General features: G+C 36.8%; 20 protein-coding genes and 1 riboswitch. Of the genes, 5 read left to right on the top strand and 15 right to left on the bottom strand.

The genetic code is table 11. The features are described from left to right. Positions 1-90: 90 nt before the first annotated feature. The 6 genes from infC to B045_RS0113020 all read right to left on the bottom strand — a co-directional run bounded on the left by infC (position 91) and on the right by B045_RS0113020 (position 6,394). Positions 91-723, bottom strand: a complete 633-nt coding sequence (infC, locus tag B045_RS14745; RefSeq protein WP_018464710.1) for a translation initiation factor IF-3 — start codon at positions 721-723, stop codon at positions 91-93. A 116-nt stretch (positions 724-839) separates the two neighbouring features. Next, entirely contained in the window at positions 840-2,792 is a 1,953-nt protein-coding gene (gene thrS, locus B045_RS0113040; RefSeq protein ID WP_018464709.1) for a threonine--tRNA ligase, read from the bottom strand. A gap of 85 nt (positions 2,793-2,877) precedes the next feature. Further along, a complete protein-coding gene (locus tag B045_RS0113035) occupies positions 2,878-4,854 on the bottom strand; it encodes a tetratricopeptide repeat protein (RefSeq protein ID WP_018464708.1) in 1,977 nt (658 codons plus the stop codon). 7 nt (positions 4,855-4,861) lie between these two features. Then, positions 4,862-5,425, bottom strand: coding sequence for a peptide deformylase (def, locus tag B045_RS0113030; protein ID WP_018464707.1), 564 nt, complete (start codon positions 5,423-5,425; stop codon positions 4,862-4,864). 20 nt (positions 5,426-5,445) lie between these two features. Then, positions 5,446-5,877: a Holliday junction resolvase RuvX gene (gene ruvX, locus B045_RS0113025; RefSeq protein WP_018464706.1), complete on the bottom strand. Its 432-nt coding sequence runs from the start codon at positions 5,875-5,877 to the stop codon at positions 5,446-5,448. A 34-nt stretch (positions 5,878-5,911) separates the two neighbouring features. Continuing rightward, positions 5,912-6,394 (bottom strand): SPOR domain-containing protein, encoded by a 483-nt coding sequence (locus B045_RS0113020; RefSeq protein ID WP_025883528.1) that lies wholly within the window; start codon positions 6,392-6,394, stop codon positions 5,912-5,914. A gap of 247 nt (positions 6,395-6,641) precedes the next feature. On the opposite strand from B045_RS0113020, the gene B045_RS0113015 reads away from it, so the two are divergent. Genes B045_RS0113015 through B045_RS0113005 form a run of 3 tightly spaced genes read left to right on the top strand, consistent with a single transcriptional unit; the run spans position 6,642 to position 7,462 of the window. Next, positions 6,642-6,860 carry a YtxH domain-containing protein gene (locus B045_RS0113015; protein ID WP_018464704.1) on the top strand — a complete coding sequence of 73 codons (219 nt, stop codon included), beginning with the start codon at positions 6,642-6,644 and terminating at the stop codon, positions 6,858-6,860. Between the two features lie 6 nt (positions 6,861-6,866). Beyond that, on the top strand, positions 6,867-7,217 hold the full coding sequence (locus B045_RS0113010; protein ID WP_018464703.1) for a phage holin family protein: 351 nt from the start codon (positions 6,867-6,869) through the stop codon (positions 7,215-7,217). After that, the gene (locus tag B045_RS0113005) at positions 7,217-7,462 is read left to right on the top strand and encodes a hypothetical protein (RefSeq protein ID WP_018464702.1); all 246 of its coding nucleotides are present in this window, start codon (positions 7,217-7,219) and stop codon (positions 7,460-7,462) included. The genes B045_RS0113010 and B045_RS0113005 overlap by 1 nt, the downstream gene beginning before the upstream one ends. Positions 7,463-7,483: 21 nt before the next feature. On the opposite strand, the gene B045_RS0113000 is transcribed toward B045_RS0113005, so the two are convergent. From B045_RS0113000 to B045_RS0112990, 3 genes are read right to left on the bottom strand one after another with little or no spacing between them, the layout of a single operon-like run. Next, on the bottom strand, positions 7,484-8,257 hold the full coding sequence (locus B045_RS0113000; RefSeq protein WP_018464701.1) for an MBL fold metallo-hydrolase: 774 nt from the start codon (positions 8,255-8,257) through the stop codon (positions 7,484-7,486). Next, complete coding sequence (murB, locus tag B045_RS0112995) at positions 8,254-9,267, bottom strand: UDP-N-acetylmuramate dehydrogenase (RefSeq protein ID WP_018464700.1); 1,014 nt, start codon at positions 9,265-9,267, stop codon at positions 8,254-8,256. The genes B045_RS0113000 and murB overlap by 4 nt, the downstream gene beginning before the upstream one ends. A 7-nt stretch (positions 9,268-9,274) precedes the next feature. Continuing rightward, on the bottom strand, positions 9,275-10,129 hold the full coding sequence (locus tag B045_RS0112990) for a DUF4348 domain-containing protein (protein ID WP_025883527.1): 855 nt from the start codon (positions 10,127-10,129) through the stop codon (positions 9,275-9,277). Between the two features lie 240 nt (positions 10,130-10,369). Here B045_RS0112990 and pheS point away from each other — a divergent pair, with 240 nt between their 5' ends. Continuing rightward, positions 10,370-11,410, top strand: a complete 1,041-nt coding sequence (gene pheS, locus B045_RS0112985; RefSeq protein WP_025883525.1) for a phenylalanine--tRNA ligase subunit alpha — start codon at positions 10,370-10,372, stop codon at positions 11,408-11,410. Positions 11,411-11,505: 95 nt separating this feature from the next. Here pheS and B045_RS0112980 read toward each other — a convergent pair whose 3' ends face one another. From B045_RS0112980 to B045_RS0112960, 5 genes are read right to left on the bottom strand one after another with little or no spacing between them, the layout of a single operon-like run. Next, entirely contained in the window at positions 11,506-11,991 is a 486-nt protein-coding gene (locus B045_RS0112980; protein WP_018464697.1) for a cob(I)yrinic acid a,c-diamide adenosyltransferase, read from the bottom strand. Between the two features lie 11 nt (positions 11,992-12,002). Further along, on the bottom strand, positions 12,003-13,013 hold the full coding sequence (locus B045_RS0112975) for an iron ABC transporter permease (protein WP_018464696.1): 1,011 nt from the start codon (positions 13,011-13,013) through the stop codon (positions 12,003-12,005). Between the two features lies 1 nt (position 13,014). After that, positions 13,015-14,151 (bottom strand): ABC transporter substrate-binding protein, encoded by a 1,137-nt coding sequence (locus B045_RS0112970; protein ID WP_018464695.1) that lies wholly within the window; start codon positions 14,149-14,151, stop codon positions 13,015-13,017. Further along, the gene (locus B045_RS0112965) at positions 14,151-15,266 is read right to left on the bottom strand and encodes a YncE family protein (protein WP_018464694.1); all 1,116 of its coding nucleotides are present in this window, start codon (positions 15,264-15,266) and stop codon (positions 14,151-14,153) included. The genes B045_RS0112970 and B045_RS0112965 overlap by 1 nt, the downstream gene beginning before the upstream one ends. Positions 15,267-15,289: 23 nt before the next feature. Then, the gene (locus B045_RS0112960; protein ID WP_018464693.1) at positions 15,290-17,260 is read right to left on the bottom strand and encodes a TonB-dependent receptor plug domain-containing protein; all 1,971 of its coding nucleotides are present in this window, start codon (positions 17,258-17,260) and stop codon (positions 15,290-15,292) included. An 18-nt stretch (positions 17,261-17,278) separates the two neighbouring features. Continuing rightward, positions 17,279-17,456, bottom strand: a riboswitch (cobalamin riboswitch). 133 nt (positions 17,457-17,589) lie between these two features. Here B045_RS0112960 and B045_RS0112955 point away from each other — a divergent pair. Continuing rightward, complete coding sequence (locus B045_RS0112955; protein WP_025883520.1) at positions 17,590-19,059, top strand: SLC13 family permease; 1,470 nt, start codon at positions 17,590-17,592, stop codon at positions 19,057-19,059. A 79-nt stretch (positions 19,060-19,138) separates the two neighbouring features. Here B045_RS0112955 and B045_RS0112950 read toward each other — a convergent pair whose 3' ends face one another. Then, positions 19,139-22,108: an outer membrane beta-barrel protein gene (locus B045_RS0112950; RefSeq protein ID WP_025883518.1), complete on the bottom strand. Its 2,970-nt coding sequence runs from the start codon at positions 22,106-22,108 to the stop codon at positions 19,139-19,141. Positions 22,109-22,187: the final 79 nt, after the last annotated feature.

Raw genomic sequence — 22,187 nt, 5'->3', positions numbered from 1 at the left:
CGTTACGCACTTATTTTTTCCTTAATCATCTGAGCTTTCGTCTTCTTTCAGTTTACTAAAAACATCCACACAATCCTTCACATTTGTGAATTAATCGTTGTTTTCGTTATTATCTTCTGTAAGATTTTCAACTTTTTCAGCTGAATTAGCCCCAGTCTCACGCTTCTCCCTATCCAACTTTTGTTGGCTCTTCTTTACAACACCAATTTTCTTTGGTGCAATATATAGGAACATTTTCTTACCTTCTAGTTTAGGCATCTGTTCAACCTTACCAAATCCTTCAAGATCATTAGCAAAGCGGAGCAACAAAACCTCACCTTGTTCCTTGAAAAGGATAGAACGACCACGGAAGAACACATAAGCACGAACCTTATTACCTTCATTTAGGAATTCCTGTGCATGCTTCAACTTAAATTGATAGTCATGCTCATCAGTCTGAGGTCCGAAACGAATTTCTTTCACCTCAACCTTTATCTGCTTCTGTTTCATCTCTTTCTGATGTTTCTTCTGCTGATACAGGAATTTAGAATAGTCTACGAGACGACAAACAGGAGGCTGCGCATTAGGAGATATCTCAACAAGATCTAAACCCTGTTGGCGCGCCATATCTAAAGCTTTTCGTGTAGGAACCACTTCTGACTCGTCCTCTCCTACAATTCGGACTTCACGTACACGTATCTGTTCATTCGCACGGTACTGATTTTTCAATTTGTCATTCTTCATTAAACTATTTTATGTTCGTTTATACACTAAACGGGTGCAAAATTACTAAAAAAGTCGGGAAATACCAAAATAAATCCCGACTTTTTTATTTTATTATTCTTATATATTATATATAATTACTCGTTAACGGCAGAAAGCATTTCTTTTACTTCTGCATTTATACGCTGTGCGAACTCTTCCATTTTCATAGTTGCCTGTTCGCCACCGCCCTGCTTACGCATGCTGACAAGACCTTCTGCGCTTTCATTCTCTCCTACAATAACCATATAAGGAACACGCTTCAACTCGTTATCACGAATCTTACGTCCAATCTTCTCATTACGGTCATCAATAGTTGCTCTAACACCTACAGAATCAAAATATTGGCCAACCTTCTTTGCGTAGTCATTATACTTTTCTGAAATAGGTAAAATAGCAACCTGATCAGGTGTAAGCCACAATGGGAAATGTCCTGCTGTATGCTCGATAAGAACAGCTGTGAAACGCTCAAGACTACCAAATGGAGCGCGATGAATCATTACAGGAGTTTTCTTTGTATTATCCTCTGCTGTATATTCCAATTTGAAACGTGCAGGAAGATTATAATCTACCTGAATAGTACCCAACTGCCATCTACGTCCGATAGCATCTCTTACCATGAAGTCAAGTTTAGGACCATAGAAAGCAGCTTCGCCTACCTCACAATGAGCATTAAGCCCCTTTTCTTTGCAAGCTTCTTTAATAGCATTCTCACTCTCTTCCCAAACTTCATCAGAACCGATATATTTTTCTTTGTCGCTAGGATCACGAAGTGAGATCTGTGCTTCATAATTATCAAAATGGAAAGTTTTGAAAACTTTAAGAATAATATCAATTACATTCTCAAATTCAGCCTTTACTTGATCTGTGCGAACAAAGATATGTGCATCATCCTGTGTGAATGTACGTACACGAGTCAATCCATGTAATTCACCACTCTTCTCATAACGGAATACAGTTCCGAATTCAGCAATACGAAGAGGTAAATCTTTATATGAACGAGGTTTACGTGCATATACCTCACAGTGATGAGGACAGTTCATTGGCTTCAACATATATTCCTCATCCTCTTCAGGAGTATGAATAGGTTGGAAAGCATCCTTACCATAATGAGCATAGTGACCAGATGTCACATAAAGGCTCTTACTACCAATACCCGGAGTTATAACTTCCTGATAATTATATGGGCGAAGAAGTCCACGAAGCATTTCCTGCAAACGAAGACGAAGCTGTGTTCCCTTCGGCAACCATATTGGTAAGCCCTTACCTACACGTTCTGAGAACATGAATAGTTCCATCTCCTTACCAATCTTACGATGATCTCGTTTCTTAGCTTCTTCAAGCATCACAAGATACTCATCAAGCAACTTCTTCTTTGGGAAAGAGATACCATATATACGAGTCATCTGCTCGCGCTTAGCGTCACCGCGCCAGAAAGCACCAGCAACACTTGTAATTTTTACGGCCTTTATTAATCCTGTTGAAACAAGATGTGGACCACGGCAAAGATCAGTGAAATTTCCTTGAGTGTATGTAGATATTGTTCCATCCTCAAGATCCTGTTCGATATGTTCGCACTTGTATACCTGACCGTCTGCCTTAAATTCATTTAGAGCATCAGCTTTGGTTACATCCTTACGAACAACAGCCTCGTCCTTCTTGGCAAGTTCCAACATTTTTGCTTCAATTTTAGCAAAGTCGTTTTCTGAGATAACTTGTCCTTCTGCAGGCATTACATCATAGAAGAATCCATTTTCAATAGCTGGACCGAAGCCAAACTGTATACCAGGATACAATTCTTTTAGTGCTTCAGCAAGAAGATGTGCAGAGGTGTGCCAGAAAGTATGCTTTCCTTCTTCATCTTCAAACTTATAAAGTGCAATTGAAGAATCCTCATTAATAGGGCGATTCAATTCCACAATCTCACCGTTAACCCCGCAAGATACAACGTTGCGAGCGAGAGCTGGTGATATACTCTCCGCGATTTGAAAGCCAGTTACGCCCTGTTCATACTCACGAACAGATCCGTCTGGAAATGTGATTTTAACCATATTACAAATTAGTTTTATAAATCAAAGTTGACGCAAAGGTAATTCAAATCAATGAAATAACAAAATTATAAACGACATAATTTGGCTATTTCGCAACAGAATACTTTTTCATCAAAGCATAGGCATCATAAATACCCAACTCACCCGCTTTGCCCAAATCTTTCAATCCTCCACGTATGTCACTAACAAATATTTTGGCAATACCACGATTATAATATGCTTCTGCCAATCTTGAATTTAGTTCAATTGACATATCATAATTGATTATTGCGTTTTTATAATCTTTTGTTGTCGAATATACATTCGCTAAATCATAATACAAATATGCATTATCCTTATCTATGCCAATAGCTTTTTTAAAATCACTTATTGACTTTGCCAACATCATATTAGTTCCTGAATTATTCTGAGAATCATTATTTCTCACAAGAGATAAGCACGCTGCACGCTGCCAGTAAGCAAGTTCAGACATACTGTCAATACTTAAATAATCATTCAAATCATTTATCGCCTCTTCGTAATTATATATTGTTGAATATGCAACTGCCCTCTGCAGTAAAATTTGCGAAGCAACAGTCATGTCATTAGTCATCTTTACCTTATCAGTTAACTCCTGAATTGTTGTGAAATAATCTTTTGTATCTGTTTCTGAAATGGCATCCGGACGACACGTGATATATACCGTGTGAGCAGGATTGACTTTTGAATTAAAAGCTTCAACATCCTTATCTATCAGCTGATAATCGTTTATTCCATTAGTATATTTTTGATATGATAAAATAAACATTGGCATAAACTTAGTTGTCACTTCTCTGTTTTGAACGTAACCACGATATTCATTCTTATATTCAGGAGTTGTAACTTCAGAATCCTGCACAACCCATTGATCATATTTTTCAACATCAATATCACTGAGTTTTCTTACTAAGCGCAGCTTAGCTCTACTCCATCTCTGCTGGACACCAAGATGCTTATTCATCTGAGCCTTAAATACTCTAAACTCATCAAGTTCTGCCTTGGCATTCATACCAAGTCTGCGATAACATTTGGCACGACTTAATAAACCTGACCAGAAATTAGGAAATTTATTTATAACTCTTGTATAATCTAAAATTGCAGTGCGATAATTGCCTATTTTATCAAGCAAAATTGCTCTATTATATAAAGCGAGCAAATTATTAGGTTCCAGTCTCAACACGAAACTGAAATCTTGTATTGCCCTATTATCATCACCCAAGGTCTGTCTTAACAAGCCTCGGTTATAATGAGATATAAAATTATTCGGATCCATGTCTATAGCCTTATCGTAATCCTCCATCGCATAACGAAGTCTATTAAGGTTTACGCGAGCCATAGCTCTATATGTGTAGTTATTAACTACTTTTGGAGAATAATGAATAGCCTTTGAAAAAGCTTCATCAGCCTTTCTCCAATTCTTTCGCTGAAGATTAAGTCTACCCAATATCGACCAGGAATTACCGTCATAAGGGTTGACTCTCAATGTTCGTTCAAGCCATCTCGAAGCAGACGCAGTGTCATTAGCATTTATATAAGTCTCAGTCATCAAGCCATAAGAGTTTGATAAATCAGGCCATCTTTTTATAATATATTCAAGATCTAGCCTAGTCTGCTTTACATCTTTACTTTGAAATCTAGCCCAAGCCCTATTAAACCAGTATCCTTTTTCATCAGGATTTAAACTCAATGCCTTTGTATAATCATCAATGGCATCAGAATATCTTCTAAGATTTAATCTATTACCAGCCCTTTCTGCAAACAATTCATGCACATAGGGGTTTAATCTCACAGCCTGATCAAAATCATCCTCAGCACCTATATAATCACCAAGGCTTTTCTTAGCTATACCTCTATAAAACCATGGTTTATAGAGGTACGGCTTATTTGAAATAACATTATTACAATGTTGTATTGCTACTACATAATCATTATTTTCAAGAGCTAACTCTCCAGACTGAAGCAGTCTGTCTGTATTATACTGAGCAAAAGAATTGCTTCCTGCAAATACAAATATAACAACAAATATAAGCAGCCTCTTCAACATAATATTATTATTTATGTGCTATTTTAGTTCTATATCCACAACGGACCTTCCCTTTAAGAAGAGCTTTCAATTTTCCAAATATCAATTGCTTGCGGAAAGGAGGCATTCTGTCAATAAACATTTTCCCTTCAAGGTGGTCAAACTCATGCTGCATGACTCTAGCCAAATATCCATCCACCCACTCATCATGATCATTAAACTCATCATCCTTGTACACTACATGTATACGAGTAGGACGAGTTACATTCTCGTGAATACCTGGTAATGACAAGCATCCCTCCTCCATAGTTTCCTTTGGAGCATTCTCATCATATTCCAAAATATGAGGATTAATATAAGCCTTCCTGAAATCCTTATAATCAGGAAAGTCATCACCCAACACATCCAAATCAATGACAACAACCCTTATGTCCTTGCCAATCTGTGGTGCTGCTAATCCAACACCGTCGCTTGCTGTAAGCGACTCAAACATATCACTTATAAGTTCTTTCAATTCCGGGTAATCCGGGGTTATATCCTGAGCAACCTTTCTCAATACAGGTTGACCATATATATAAATAGGTAAAATCATTCGCTTCGCGAAAATTTAAGTTATACATTTAATGAAGAGCGTCTAAATTGCATGTAATCCTGCAAAATGATTGTTGCGGATATTTCATCCACTAGCCCTTTATTTTCTCGACGAGCCTTCTTCTTAACACCGCAGTCTAATATAACTTTATGTGCCAGAACAGAAGTGAAACGCTCATCATAATACTCTATCGGAATTTCAGGCATAGCCTTACGCCATCTATTCACAAACTGCTCAACTCTAGCCAAATTTTCACTTGGCTGCCCATTTGGTTGTGTCGGTTTACCTATTACTATGCACTCAACAGTTTCCTTTGAAGTATAGTCTTTAAGAAAATCAAACAATTGAGAAGTAGAAACAGTGACTAGTCCATTAGCGATAATCTGCAATGGATCAGTCACTGCTAGTCCAGTACGCTTCTTACCGTAATCTATAGAAAGAATACGTGCCATAAATATTTATTAAAGCCCATTAAAGAGCAAATAATTATTTATTGAAAAGCAACCAAGCATCTGCATACATTGCACGAAGAGTATTGCGGCCCTTCACAGCATCAGTCTTTGCGTCAAAAGAAGCTGCAACTACACGATACATATTTCTTTCACTGTTATAAACAATAGAAGGATCATAACCAGCACTCTTAAGAGTTCCCTGCAAACCTTCTGCATTTGCTTTCAATGAGAAAGAACCAACAACAACACCAAAGTTCTTCAATGCAGGACCACTTACAACAGTTACACTCTCTTGGCGAACGACTGCATTATCGGCATTATCAACAACAGTTGTCTGAGTAGCTGGCTTCTGCTCCAATGGAGTAACGACTGGCGCAGTTGTCTGTGGCTGCTCCTGAGCCTGTTCCTGAGCCTTTGCTTTTTCATAAGCTTTTTTATAAGCGCTTTCACTTGATTTACAACTTGTAAACGCAAATGCGATACACAATCCTGCGCATAAAATCAAACTTTTTTTCATAATCTTTTTGTTTATTGAAATTAGACCTTTATACATTAATATATCGTGCGAAATTACAAAATATATCACAAAAACGATTCAACAAACCGCATAAAGTTTGTTAAATCAAACAAATACGCGTGATTTAACAAAAAATGATATAAATTCTATTGCATACTAACAAAAGATTTATTATATTTGCCCTTAAGATAAATATAACAAAATAAATTTATCACATTGATTGTTTAACAATAAAAATTACAAGATTATGAAAACATTAGGTTATATCGGAGCATTCCTTGGTGGTGCTATCGCTGGTGCTGCTATCGGTCTTTTGGTTGCTCCTGAAAAAGGAACAGAAACTCGTTGTAAAATCACAGACGCCGTTGATGATTTTTGCAAGAAACACAACATCAAACTTACTCGCAAAGAAGTTGACGATCTTGTTGATGACATCAAGGACGCTGCTCCTGAAAACGCAGAATAAATATTTATGTTTTCAAACGACAGAAATATAGAAACGATTGGACAATTAGTAGAAATTATCAAACACTACATCGGGCTTCAAAAAGAATATATGAAACTCGATGTAGTTGATAAAATTGTCCGATTGCTAACTGCCTTAACGATATCTGCAATATTTGTGGTATTGTTGATGTTAGCATTAATATATCTTAGTTTTGCATGTGCGTTTGCTCTAGCCACTATAGTAGGAAATGTAATAGCTTTCACTATTGTAGGCGGTGGATATGTTGTAGCACTTATTTTATGTGTTAGCTTCCGCCACAAATGGATTGAAAAACCGCTTGTTAAATTTTTGGCAAACTTATTTTTAAGTAAATAATGGAGAAAATTTTTGAATATAAATCACTTGATGACATCAGAAGGCGCAAGGAGGCATTACGCCAAGAACTTCTGGAGGACGACAAGAAGATTAAAAATCTATGGGATGAAATGTCACGTCCATCTGATTTGTTTTCTAAAAGTGCGTCTCCTTCAAAACGTATTACCGGATTAATAAATACTAGTGCCGCACTTTTTGACGGAGCAATACTCGGTTGGAAATTATACCGTAAATTCAGAAAATAAGTTCAGGTTTGACTCTAGAATTTATAGTATAATAATTTCTCCGTCAAACCCGAACTTAACATCTTTAGGCAAACGTTTATTTGCGATTTTGTCAAGTCCTATTGAATGAGTAAGATGTGTGAGATATGTTTTTTTTGCACCTACTTTTTCTGAGAAAGCAATGGCGTCACCGACCAACTGATGACTATGATGTGGTCTGTCCCATCTCAATGCATTAACAACCAGAATTTCAATCCCTTTTAAGTATTCCAATTCTTCATCATCAATGCTTTTCATATCTGTTATATAGGCTAATTTTCCTATTCTAAATCCTAGAATAGACATAGTGTCATGTTTAATTCTTATTGGCAATATATCTAAATCCCCTATTCTAAATGTGTTATGCACATGAATAGTATTAAGATTTAACTTTGGAACACCCGGATAAAGTTTATTCTCATTATCATCAGGAAAACAATACGGCATATTATTACGCAACCCTTTAGCGACATCTTCCTCACAATATATATCGATATCACCAAATTGGCAATAAGGGCGCAAATCATCAAGTCCAGCTACATGATCGTAATGAATATGAGTAAGTAGCACTCCGTCAATCTTGCGGAAAGGTTGTTTTAGCATCTGTTCACGAAAATCAGGACCACAATCTATCAAAACTCTTGTAGATTCTGTTTCTACCAATGCAGATGTTCGCAAACGTTTATCATGACTATCATTGCTTTTACATACTTCGCAAGAACACCCTAGTACAGGTACACCTTGTGATGTTCCAGTCCCAAGTAACGTTATTTTCATCGTATATTCACCTCCGGATTAATTTCTATACCAAACTTATCAAACACATCATGTCTGATAGTCTCGCAAAGTTTTATAATATCCTGTCCAGTAGCTCCACCACAATTTATGAGTACCAAAGCTTGTTTATCATGTACTCCAGCATTGCCAAGTCGCTTACCTTTCCAACCGCACTGCTCAATCATCCAACCAGCAGGTACCTTATACGAAGTCTTTGAGACTTCATAATAAGGCATATTAGGATATTCAGCATTCAATTTTTTAAACTTATCAGCCCCAACTATAGGATTCATAAAGAAACTTCCCGCATTTCCAGTAACCTTTGGATCAGGCAACTTTGCGTTACGTATTTCTATAATAATCTCCCTAAGTTCTTTAGCTGAAGGCTCAGATATGTTTCTTTCTGCTAGTTTAACTCTTATATTGCCATAATCAAGTTTTGGCTTAAAAGTACTGTCCAATTTATAAGTGACATAAGTCATAAGATACTTATCTTTCCACTCATTCTTGAATTTGCTCTGTCTATATTTATATTCACAGTCAGAATTATCAAATTCAACAACATCACCAGTAGCTATTTCAACAGCTTCTATTTTGGCAATAATATCCTTTGCTTCTGCTCCGTATGCACCAATATTCTGAATTGCACTCGCTCCTACCTCACCAGGTATAAGTGATAGATTTTCAGCTCCATAATATCCATATTCCACACAATAAGCCACAACATCATCAAAAACTTCGCCCGAACCGCAACGCAAAAGATGTTCACCATTTACGCAACTAGCTTCTATACCATGAATGTCTGAATGAACCACGTTACCTTTATAATCAGCTTTAAGCAAAAGATTGCTTCCACTTCCTATAATAAGGAATGGTAAATTATCATTTGATATTATTCCAGATACTTTTTGGGCTTCATCAATAGATGAATATTCTATAAATCTATTGCATTTGGCATCAATACCAAAAGTATTATGATTCAGCAAGCTGTAGTCTTTATAATCTTTCATAAGCAATTTACATAGAAAGTTTTGTAAGTTTCCACTTTCCACCACGTTTCTTAAATGTCAGTTCCGTCTCAAGACCATTAGCAATACCTCTTACTACAAAAATCTTCTGACTACTTTCTGTATATTTCTGACCGTAAATTATATTATATATCAGTCCTCTTGGCAGTTGGGGAGCAAAAGACGGCCATTGCTCTGGTGCTAAAGTACCAGTCATCGTACCAAAATCATCATCAGGATCTGGTCCTGTAAACATAAGAGGATCATTTACACTATGAACCTGATATGCTGAATCAGCCACAAAATTCTGATAGAACTTTAAGAAAGACGCATTCATATTTTGATACAATGGCTTATAATTTATTGAAGTCATAATCCATTGACCCTTGATTCTATTAAACAGATATTGCTTTACAACCTCTTTCTTAAAATACACCTTCTCTACGATAACATGGTCTATAGAAGTATCTTTCACAACCTGCATCTGCTTTATGTTATCAAAGATTAATGTATAAAAATCCTGACGCATAAAGAAGTTATCAATCTTCCATTGTCCCTTCTGTATATATTTCGTCACCTTGCCATCTCTATATACAGGTAGTGGGTAGTGAATTCGTTTACGTTGCAACTTACGATTAGCAGCGAAATTAAAGAAAAAATCATCAAAAAGTTCATCTGCAGCCTTTGGCATAGGAGTATCAGAAATGATGTTATTCAAAGTATCAGCAGACGTACTGTCAGCCTCCCCTTTGTTTACAGCCGCACTGTCAGCGGATGTAGACTTTTTATCAGTGCAACCTGTCGTAGAAAAGACAGCAACACATATTATTATTACAACAATGAAAGATAATATTAATTTTCTCATCATTAATTCTTTTTTCCTAACTAAAGACTCTCAAATTTTCATGCAAAAATACAACTTTATTTCGATTGGCGCAATAAAGTGTGAGAAAAATATAGATACCTTATAAATTTATTATTTCTCTATTTTCTATTTCCAATAAAATTACGTAACTTTGCAAACTAGTTAACATGTATGCTACGCCAAATTATCTGGATGGCATATTTGATTAAGCATTCAAAAAGAATAAAAACGTTTTTAAATATGCTATTAGAGAAAATCGAATCACTTCTTAATGAAGTCAGTAGCCTTTCTGCAAAGAATGCAGATGAAGTGGAACAGCTTCGTCTAAAATATTTAAGCAAAAAAGGAGAAATCAACGCACTTATGTCTGATTTCCGCGATATCGCCGCTGAACAAAAGAAAACTATTGGTGTCAAGATTAACGAACTTAAGCAGACTGCAACGGAAAAAATCAACAGCCTACGTGAACAGCTTACAGAAGCTGAAAGCCAAAGCGACGATATTGATTTGACACGTACTGCCTACCCTATTAAATTAGGTACACGCCATCCTTTGTCTATCGTAAAAAATGAGATAATAGATATTTTTCAACGTATGGGATTTGTTCTTGCTGACGGTCCTGAAATTGACGATGACAAGCATGTATTTACTATGCTTAACTTCGCAGCTGATCATCCAGCAAGAGATATGCAAGATACATTCTTCATCGAGCAAAGCAACCCTAACGACGTGACAAAGAATATTCTTTTGCGTTCACACACATCTGGTGACCAAAGCCACTTTATGGAAAAACACGAGCCACCTTTCCGAATTTTATGCCCAGGACGTGTATATCGTAACGAAGCTATAAGTGCCAGAGCACATTGTTTCTTCCATCAGGTTGAAGGTCTTTATGTTGACAAGAATGTTAACTTTACCGATTTAAAGCAAGTATTACTTACTTTCGCACGCGAGATGTTTGGTCCTGATACCAAAATCCGCCTTCGTCCAAGCTATTTCCCATTTACAGAGCCTAGTGCCGAAATGGATATTTCTTGTCATATTTGTGGTGGTAAAGGTTGTGGTTTCTGCAAGCATACCGGTTGGGTTGAAATCCTAGGTTGCGGAATGGTAGATCCAAACGTTCTTGAAGCATGTGGCATAGATAGCAAGGTATACTCTGGTTATGCATTTGGTATGGGCGTTGAGCGAATAACAAATTTGAAATACAGAGTTAGTGACTTACGTATGTTCTCTGAAAACGACACTCGCTTCCTCAAAGAATTTGAGTCTGCAAATTAATCAGATATAAATATATAGATAAAGGTTGAAAGTTATTCTTTCAACCTTTTTTATTTTGTATAGATTAGCGCTAAAAAATACTACGTTACGTATCTTTATTCTTTTGTCGCCTCTACAAACAACCAGTCACTGAGACGATTCATGAAAGCCATGATATTATCTGCTATTTCATAATGGCGACGCATGGTTACCAATCTGCGTTCTGCGGTACGACATTTTGTTCTCGTTATATGAAGATAAGCATTGAGGAGGTTTTCACCTGGCGTAACGAAACAGAATTTACCATCATTCTTATTTTCATCTATATCACGCTCCAACTGTAATGTAATACTATCCAAATCAAATTTTGGATCCATGCTTCCTCCAGCTACAACTCCCATTATACGCATGATAATATTCTGAAACAACTCTATTTTCAGCTTTGAATCACTATCATCAATATAAACCTTGACAAGACCCAACGACGCATTTAATTCATCAAGAGCACCGTTAGCCTCAATTCTTACATCATCTTTTTCAACATGAGCCTCACCTTTCAATGATGTAAATCCTTTGTCACCAGCCTTTGTATATATTTTCATCGCATTTAATTTTATCGTTTCTTTAATATAACATATATTATCACAGGAGCACCCATTACTGGCGTAACAGCATTAAGTGGTATCATTCCTCCATTAGAAGGCAAATAGCACAACACATTACAAACAAGAGCTATCAATGCTCCGCACAACATTGTTGCTGGCAAAAGCATTCTATGGTTATCGGTCTTTAAAAGAAGTCTCGCTATATGAGGAACTGCCAAACCGATAAAAGCAACTGGTCCGCAAAAAGCAGTTACTATAGCTGTCAGCAAACCAGTGATTATCAATAATATATTCCTTGTCTGCCTTACATTTATTCCTAAGTTTTCAGCATATTGTTCCCCTAGCAACATCGCATTTAGAGGTTTTATCATCATCAGCGAGGCAACAAGTCCTACTAATGTTATAACAGAAAATAACGGAATATTATCCATTGTCACTCCACCAAAGTTTCCCATTCCCCATACCATATAACTCTTCACTCCTTGCTCTGTGGCAAAGAAATTAAGAAGTGATATTGCAGAATTAGCCAGATAACCTATCATCAATCCTATAATAAGCAACATCACATTATTGCGAACCATTGATGAAAAGCCAAAGACGATAACCGTAACTATCATTGCTCCTACGAAAGCTGCTAACAATATAGCTATGAATCCTGAAACAGAGAACATACTTGCAGACATATTGCCACCAAAAGCCAACATGACAAAAGCTACTCCCAATCCAGCACCACTATTAATACCAAAGACATCAGGACCAGCCAATGGATTACGGAATGTTGTCTGCAACATCAAGCCGCATGTAGCCAAAGAAGCTCCAGAAAGAAGTGCCGTTATAGCTTGCGGAAGTCTTGACTGCAAAACAATAAATTTCCAAGACTCCCGTAAGCAATCACCTCCTGACAATATAGTAACAATAGCCTTAATAGGAATTTTTACAGATCCTATTACAATGTTAGCTATAAACATCAACACAATGCCCAAAGATAACCATATAAGGTATATTGCACCTTTTGCCATATCAATATCCTAACTTATGATAATATCTCAACATACCTAGTTTTAAATCTGGATGAAGTATGATAATCATATCCTTTAATAATCTGTCTGGATGAAAACTAGCTTCCTCATAATATCTCGTCAAGGTACAGTCAGCACCGTACACTTCATTCGTTTTAAAAGCCTTCATCTCGCCATATCCGATATAATCGGCCTTTAGTTCGCCAAGAGTAGATGGATGATAATCATATTTGTACATCCACACATCAGCATTACCAGCCTCATCAATTACCCTTTCAAAAGGCAAACTCAAAGAACCAGAACTCTTATCGGCAGCATATACATACTTGCCGTTTGCATCAGTAATCATCTGGGCTATGGTACTCTTTCCTCCAGGAACATACCACACACTACCTGTTTTAAGTTCCGTAATAACAGAACGTCTGATCCTTGATTTTATTGCCTCTGCCTTTAAAGCCTTATAATTATTGTCTATTGACCTAAATAAATTTGTAGCTTCTTTTTCCTTACCATACAGCATACCATAGAATATCATCCACTCTGCCCTACCCAATGCTGTGGGTTCCATATAGTCAGCAGCCTCAACAATTGGGATATTTATATCCTCAAGTTTACCGTAACCACCACTATTTTCAAACGGAGATATGATAATAGCCTGCGGTTTACTGTCTATAACTTTCTCTACATCAGCACTCATACCGTTTCCACAATCAGCGATATCTTTACCTATTCGTTTGTGAACATCAGGAATATTAATGTATTTAAGATCACAGACTCCAGTTATTGACTTCTCGCAATTCAAGTCGTAGAGAAGAGCACAATGTACAGTTGAAAAAATAACACTACGCTTAACAGGTATATTCACAACAGAAGCACCTTCTGATTTCAAACCTTTAACAGCAGCAGAAGCCAATGCTTTATTTTCAGCAAGCACATAAGTATGCAATATACGAGAAGGTTTCCATGGATCTTTAAGTTTTACAACACTATATCCATCATATTTTACAGCCTCTATATTTCTGGCATACTTGAAATGTAATGTATCTCCTCCCTTTGCAAAGTGGTCTGTTTTACCACTATTGCATGAGGAGAAGGCACATACTAGAAATGAAATAAATATTAATATATATTTCTTCATTAATTTACTTTTTCATAACCATAGTTGAAGAATATTGCTGATGGACTTGAGCCACAAACATAATCTTTAACTTTTGTTCCCATAGAAGTAAACTCTCTTACGTATCCATTTTTATTATAATCAGGATAAGAATTATCAGCATTCATGCTGTTTGAGGCAATAAACACGCGACCATTTATTGGGTCAACAGCTATCTGTGCAGGACTGTCTACGGATCCTGCAAAAGCAGTTTTTGTTCCAGTTGTAAGCGTATAGATACCATAAGTAACAAGAGCATTACCTTTATCATCTTTAGCACCATAAGCAGCATTCACAAAATAGAAATTACCTTGATACAAATCGGCTATCGTTGCGTTAAACAAAGTTGTTGATGATGTACCAATAATCTGTTTCAAGCCAGCTCCAACTTGGTTATAGCTTGCATCATAAGAACCATTATCCAATACATACAAACTGTTGTTTGCATAAAACAACTTAACTGGATTAACTACACCAGAAATAGTCTCAGTCTCAACACTACCATCCGTTAGATTGATTGCAGAAATAGAACCCTTGCCCATACCATAATCAGAATTGGCTACATAAATATAATTGCCTACGCCTACCAAACCTTCTGGATAAGAGCCAACAGTGTATTTATTTGTAAGTGCGTATGACGCTGTATCTACTGCTGCAACAATACCATGATAAGTAGTGAAGTAAATTTTTCCGTTTCCTGCTATGATATGACGAGGATTTGTACCTAAACTTGTACCTAGTAAATCTGTCGTTTTAATCTGCTTAATACTCTTCATCGTATTTCTATCCACAACTTCTATTGTTGCAGAACCATCAACTACGATATACATTTTGCTGCCATAAACTAGTCCATCATTGGCTCCTGTTCCAAGAGAACTACCATTTGCTTTTGCAAATACATTTGTTGTTGACTCTCCACTGGTATAATCAATATACGAAAGATTACCAGGAATAGAACTTGTACCGTAACCGACAACACAAGCACCATTGCTGACAGTTTTTAACCCTTCACCCTGATACTTATCATCGTCTCCACAAGATGCCAAACCAATAACAGCTATGGCAAGTAACAAAACATTTAAAAATCTTTTATTCATCTTTATTTTATTAATTATTATACTTAAAAACTATATGTAGCCGACATTGTGAAACTTCTTCCAGGCATTGGATACATATAAATGATGTTATATTGTTTATTAAATATATTCAGAATATCACCACGCAAAGTAAGTTTTCCTCCTATATCAATTGTTTTGTATATAGAAATTCCTGCCTCCAGATATCCAGGAATATTACATCCTTCATAATGTTCATTATTTGCCCAACGCATGCTCATTCCTGTTCCATGAATGCTCATGTTAACCCAAGGATTCTCATAACTCAACGATGCACTTCCTGAATGAACAGGCATATAAGCTAACTGATTACGATAATATTCAGAAGTCTTCATTGTTCGGTTTTCGCATTTGTTATACGTATAATTTCCAGACAACGAAAGAGTCTGTTGCGAATCAAAATGATAGGAAGCTATAAGAGATGCATCAATTCCATGTACAAGAACCTTCCCTACGTTAATATGAGTCCATACAAACATATTATAAGGTACGGCTACAATTTTATCCTTCACATTATTAATATATGCATCAAGTGTTGCAGCAAAGTCCATTCTATTTGATAGATTTTGTTTCCACGTAATACCCACATTAAATTGAGTTGTTATTTCAGGTTTGAGATCTCTACTTCCATATAAGTAATAGTAACTCTCCGTAAACGTTGGAGCTCTGAAAATGCTCTTGTAAGAAGCTCTTACAAACAAATCTTGATTTTCAAGTAATTTATATGCAAGTGAGAAACTCGGTGACAATCTTCTCATATCCTTACTACCCTCACCATCCTTTTCACCATTGAGGTAGACTGAATGAAGAATACGTGCAACAGCAGTAAATCTGTTCACTGAATATTTTGCAGTGAGACTCTGCAAGATTGTATTACGATATGGTCGTGTATCTGTAGCAAGACTGCTATTAAGATTATTATATGCGTAATCCAAAGAATAGTCAAAAGCTATATGCTCCACTGGTGTATACAATAGACTAGCACTGGTATAATATTCACGTTGCCAATAGCTTGCATCCTTAATTCCACCGGGGTAAACAGCATCTTTATAGATAGAAGCAGCCCAGTTAACTTTAGCATTTACCTTTAAACTAAGGTTTCCATTATTACTTCGTGTTGTGAACAGTGTCTGCAAAAAAGCATTTTTATCATGCAAGCTCTGACCACTGATATTCGTATAATAAACTACCTGTCCCGGCAATAGTCTGTTGTTATCGTAATAATATACTTTTGTCCATAGGTTAGACAATCTATTGATACTCCACCTCAAGTCTACCTCTCCATGATAACTATCCATCTTGTTATGGGTACGTTTCTCGTGAGTAATCAGACTTATATTTTTAAGCGTAAAGGGGAAGTTATTATCTGCATGAGTATATTCAGAAGAAACACTCGCGACGAAAGAATTACTATATCTTTGAGTATATTTCACAAAAGGATTAAACAATCCAAACGAACCTGTTTTTATTTCAGTAAGCAAGTGAGCACGATAATCCAACGGTAACGTTTTAAGAGTTTCTATAGAAAGAACTGCCGGATAAGCAGCTTGACGAGCAGGAATAAAGATATCATCATTGTCACCGATTGCAAGACTCACGCCCCCTACATTATTCAATGTGTAACGGGATAAATCTATTTCACCATTCTGACATTCACTCAATGTAATACCGTCATAAGAAACACCGGTATGCTGACTTCCCAATCCCCTCACAGAAACAGTTTTCATCCCTCCCGTACCTCCATAATCAAGAATATTAATACCAGCAAGACGATGAAGAGCATCTGAAATATCTGTAACACCGAACTTCAATAAGTCATTGCTTCCAAGGTATTGCACAGGAGCCGTTGAAAGCACACTACTTTTATGGGCACTAGCTATAACCTCTACATCATCAAGTAATATAGAGTCACTTTGAGCCATGACAGAACTGTCATAAGTCAAACATAATATAATACACAATAAGATCTTTCTCATTCTTCCTCGAGAATTGGAAAATATTAAATTACAAAGGCAGGTCTTCTGACTACACGACTTAAAACAAGCACCTTCCCGGTATGAAACCAGTGGCATAAGCTTATTCATCAACGTCGCTTACAGCAGCGGGACTGTTAAGGATTTTCACCTTATTCCCTTTTAATCATTCTTTTGAACCATTTGCGTTGGCGAATTTACTATAAAACGATGAGATATGCAAGCAAAAGAAACTTTTTAATTAAAAAAACAGTTATTTCACTTGATGCCAATATATTTAAATTGTATATTTGCCAATGTCTAACATCGCTTTAACCATAAAAACATATATTATGCAAGATTCATTAAAAAAAGTTTTATCGGGAGATTTTAACAAAAAGAAATTCCTGATGTTTGCTATTACTATGCTTATTACATTAATAGTTTGGAATCTCCCTATTTACATGTTCGGCATTGATGGTTTGACTATCGTGCAACAGCGTGTCATCGCCATATTTTTAATGGCTGTGCTTTTATGGATTACCGAAGCCATACCGGCTTGGGCAACATCCGTTACAATAATCTTCGTACTACTGTTCTGTGTCAGCGACTCCTCGTTCTCTTTTCTTCAGGGAACAGAAGGGCAATATGGCAAACTTCTTGATCATGTTGGTGTCATGGCATGTTTTGCTGACCCAACAATAATCCTGTTTCTTGGTGGATTTATCATAGCTATTGCCGCTACTAAAAGTGGACTTGACGTACTGATGGCAAGAACTCTTATGAAGCCGTTCGGTAAAAAAAGCGAAAACGTTTTATTAGGTTTTCTGCTCATAACGGGCATCTTCTCTATGTTTATTTCAAACACGGCTACAGCAGCGATGATGCTTACATTCCTTACTCCTGTATTTAAGGCTTTACCCGAAAACGGTAAAGGGCGTATGGCGTTGACCATGGCTATTCCTATAGGTGCTAACCTTGGTGGTATGGGAACCCCGATCGGAACCCCTCCTAATTTATTCGCACTAAAATATCTAAATGACCCTACTGGTATAAACCTTGGTATTACATTCACTCAATGGATGATTGTAATGATTCCATTAGTAATTATACTTATCATAATTGCATGGAGATTGATTCTTTATTTTTTCCCTTTCACACAGAGGACTATTGAACTTAAAATAAACGGTGAAGTATCACACAACTGGCGCACTGTAGTTGTGGCGATTACAATCATGTCAACATTATTTCTGTGGATTTTTGGCAAAGAACTTTTCGGAATAAACGCAAATACCGCCTCAATGTTACCTATAGCTGTATTTGCTCTGACAGGTGTTATCACAGCAAAAGACTTACAAGATATAGACTGGTCGGTAATATGGATGGTTGCAGGAGGTTTCGCCTTAGGTATGGCTATGAATGGAACAGGACTTGCAGAGAATGCAATAAACAGTATTCCTTTCGGTCAATGGAATCCGTTTGTTATCCTCATCACAGCTTGTCTGATATGCTATGGTCTGAGCAACTTCATCAGCAACACGGCAACTGCTGCACTTTTGCTCCCTATCTTGGCGGTCGTTTGTAAAGGAATGGGTAACAGTCTTGGATCTATCGGCGGAACAGTAACCGTTCTTGTAGGTATCGCTATTGCAGCAAGCGCTGCGATGTGTTTACCAATAAGTACACCTCCAAACGCTATTGCATTCTCCACAGGTTTGATTAAGCAAAACGATATGGTAAAAGTTGGACTATCAGTAGGTATCGTCACCTTGGTTCTTGGTTTAGGAACATTAATCATATTTGGGAGATTGGGTATCTTCTAATATCTATATAAAAAAGTGAGCCCCGAAAGTTGCTATAACTTTCGGGGCTCATTTATAAATATATGATTAAATCATTTCATTAGAAAGGACGTCCACCGCCGAAACCTCCACGGTGTCCTCCGCCTCCCATACCGCCACGTGGCATGCCACCACGACGTTCACCTCTTCCAGGACCATCACCGTCAGGACCATGCATATTCATACGTGCATCTTTTCCACCAAAGATGTTAAGACGATAGATAACATGCAACATTGCATAACTGTTTATGCTATTATATTGTGTATCACTACGCTGTATAGCACTTATAGTACGACTGAAATTACTCTGATTGTGTAGAATATCATAAAATTGCAAGCTCACTGTAAGTGGACTACCTTTAAGGAAGCTTTGTGATAACTGAGCATTCCATACAAGTTCATTCGTATTCATAGCTTTATCATTATATCCCCTACGACTATTATTATGAAGGTCAGTAGCCAAACTTGTACCCCAAGGTAAAGTTATATTGATAGAACTACCATAAGCAAACTGCCATGTATCGAGATTATTACTTGTTGATAGTCCATTACGGCTATGAGTATAATTCAACGATCCGTCAACAGCAAATTCCAACCAACTATTACGATAACTTGTCTCGATTCTTTCACCTAGAGATGAAGAACGAGTAGTTGTCTTTGTTGATTCATTATTCAAGAAGTTAAACGCAACATAATTATTATAGTTCACATTTGTGAATGTGTTCACATTGAAAACGCCAGCTGAGTCAATAGCTGTATTAAACATAAATGCACCTCTTACATTCCAGTTACCGTTAATGTTTTCAGGACGAGTAATGCGCCCACCAGTAGCCTCATTATAGGTAACCATACTACTTATATCATTGCTGGTATTAGTATAATTTATGAATGTCATTATTGCACGCTGTTTCTTCTCAATATAATTATTATAGAATATTCGTAAATTATTTGTAAACGATGGCTTCAAGCCTGGGTTACCCTTTGAAATGTTCAATGGATCACTATCATCAGTTATATCAAGTAATTGGGTCATACTAGGTTGTGATGTTGTTCCACGGTAGTCAACACGAAGATTGCTAACCTTACTGAAACGATAACGGAAATCCAATGTTGGAGTTACGTTAGTAACATTACGGGTTGTGTCAACATGCACACCTTGATAATCCTGCATATAACTTGACTTCTGAGGTTCAACCATAACACCCATGTTAAACGTATATTTAGTACGGATTATTCTCAACATCAATTCTATATCATGAATATAATTCTTATAGGCAGAATAACGGCTAAGATTTGCATCAAGATATGATTCAACAGGATTTGCTAATCTCGAAAGATAAGGGTTCCAACCGCCATACAGCAAAGGTAGTCCTGCAAAATAGTCTTCGCCAAGATTACTGAAATCGTAAGTTGAGCGATCGCTCTTGCTGTATTTATATTCGAATTTATAACTAAACTGAAGGTAGGTAGCCCTCATGATTGGTTCGCTATATGTGAACTGTAAATCATACCCAGAGTTTGTTGTAGGAGTAACATTCCATCTATTCGTCTGATAGGTTGAATCCGCATTACTTGAGTTCATGATTTGATATAGATGCACATTGCTTAATGACAAACTCTTGCTGTCACTCTTACCATAACTTACATCCCCCTTCAATGTTAAGTTGCGCCCTTTAGTTCCAAATTTTCTATTATATTGCAACATAGCGCTAACATTCTTATTGTTGCCATTGCTAATACCGCTGTTATCACGAGTATTAACCATCAGATTATCCGAAGCAAGTTTATTTATTGATTCCTTTGATAAAGGATCTAAAACATACGAATAAGGATCTGCATTATAAGAACCAGACGTACTCTTGCTTACACCATCATTATTAGAATATGTGAATGCAGGACGGAACATGATATCTGTCATAGAATCAGGATTCCATTCCAATCTCATTCTTGCATCCCAACTGTCACTTCTACTAAAACTCTGATTAATACTATTTGAAAAAGCGCCCTTAGTACTTACGAAATTTTCAACAGAACTCGTCGTGTTTACATCACCATCAGCATGTTGCCAACGTACAGAAGCATCAATTTGGAGTTTATCTTTCTGTTCAAAATTATAATTCAAGCCTAGCATTTTAGATGCATTCAGTCCTTGCTGTCCAACACCGAAGCTACCATAGCCACCACCACCAGGGAATCCTTTATCATTGGTGTTATTAGCATTGGCAAAAACCATCAACCTATTTTTATCATTAAAATAAGCTCCCATAGCCCTGTCAGAATAACGATCTTTAGTACCTGCTGAAAGATCTATGTTACTAAACATACCTTTATTCATTCCAGGCTTCATGCCAAAGTCTAATACCGTTTGCTCTTCACCGTCATCAATACCAGTAACCTTTGCTAAGTCACTTTTCTGGTCATAAGCCTTAATCTTATTAATCACTGATGTAGGAATATTCTTCAACGCGGTTTTGGTGTCACCGGTCATAAACTCTTTTCCTTCAACAAGAATTTTCTTGACTTGCTTACCATTAATAGTAATTGTACCGTCGTCTGCAATCTGTGCTCCAGGAAGTCGTTTCACCAACTCTTCAATAGTAGAACCTTCAGGAGTACGATATGCAGAGGAATTATAAACAAATGTATCTTCCTTCAACGTCACCTTTGCGGCTTGTCCAACTACAGTCGCTCCTTTCAACATAACAGCATCTGATCCAAGAATAATTTTACCAAGATCAACATTACCTGAGTTCGTTATATTTAAACGCTTTACAACCGTCTTATAACCAATACTAGTTATACGGACTATATAACGTCCGTCATCATTTGCTTTAACAGAGAATTTGCCTTCGTTATTAGAAATTGTACCGGCAACAAAAGTACTATCTTTCGCACGTAGCAATTGCACTGTTGTCTGCGTTAGTGGATCTTTGGTATCACGATCGGATAAACTTCCGGTGATGAGACGATTTTGCGCATACGAGGCAACAGCAAAAAACGCCATAAGAAATAGTATTAAAGATTTTTTCATCTAATGAATAATTTATTTATGAAGGTTAGACTCCATTTTTTGTAACAAGTTTAATCAAAAATGTCAAAATATGAGTTAA

Origin of the sequence: Segatella paludivivens DSM 17968 = JCM 13650 (assembly GCF_000373185.1) — a bacterium.
Taxonomy (GTDB): Bacteria; Bacteroidota; Bacteroidia; order Bacteroidales; family Bacteroidaceae; genus Prevotella; species Prevotella paludivivens.
The sequence above is the reverse complement of the archived record's forward strand: the minus strand, read 5'-3'. Positions and strand labels throughout refer to the sequence as shown.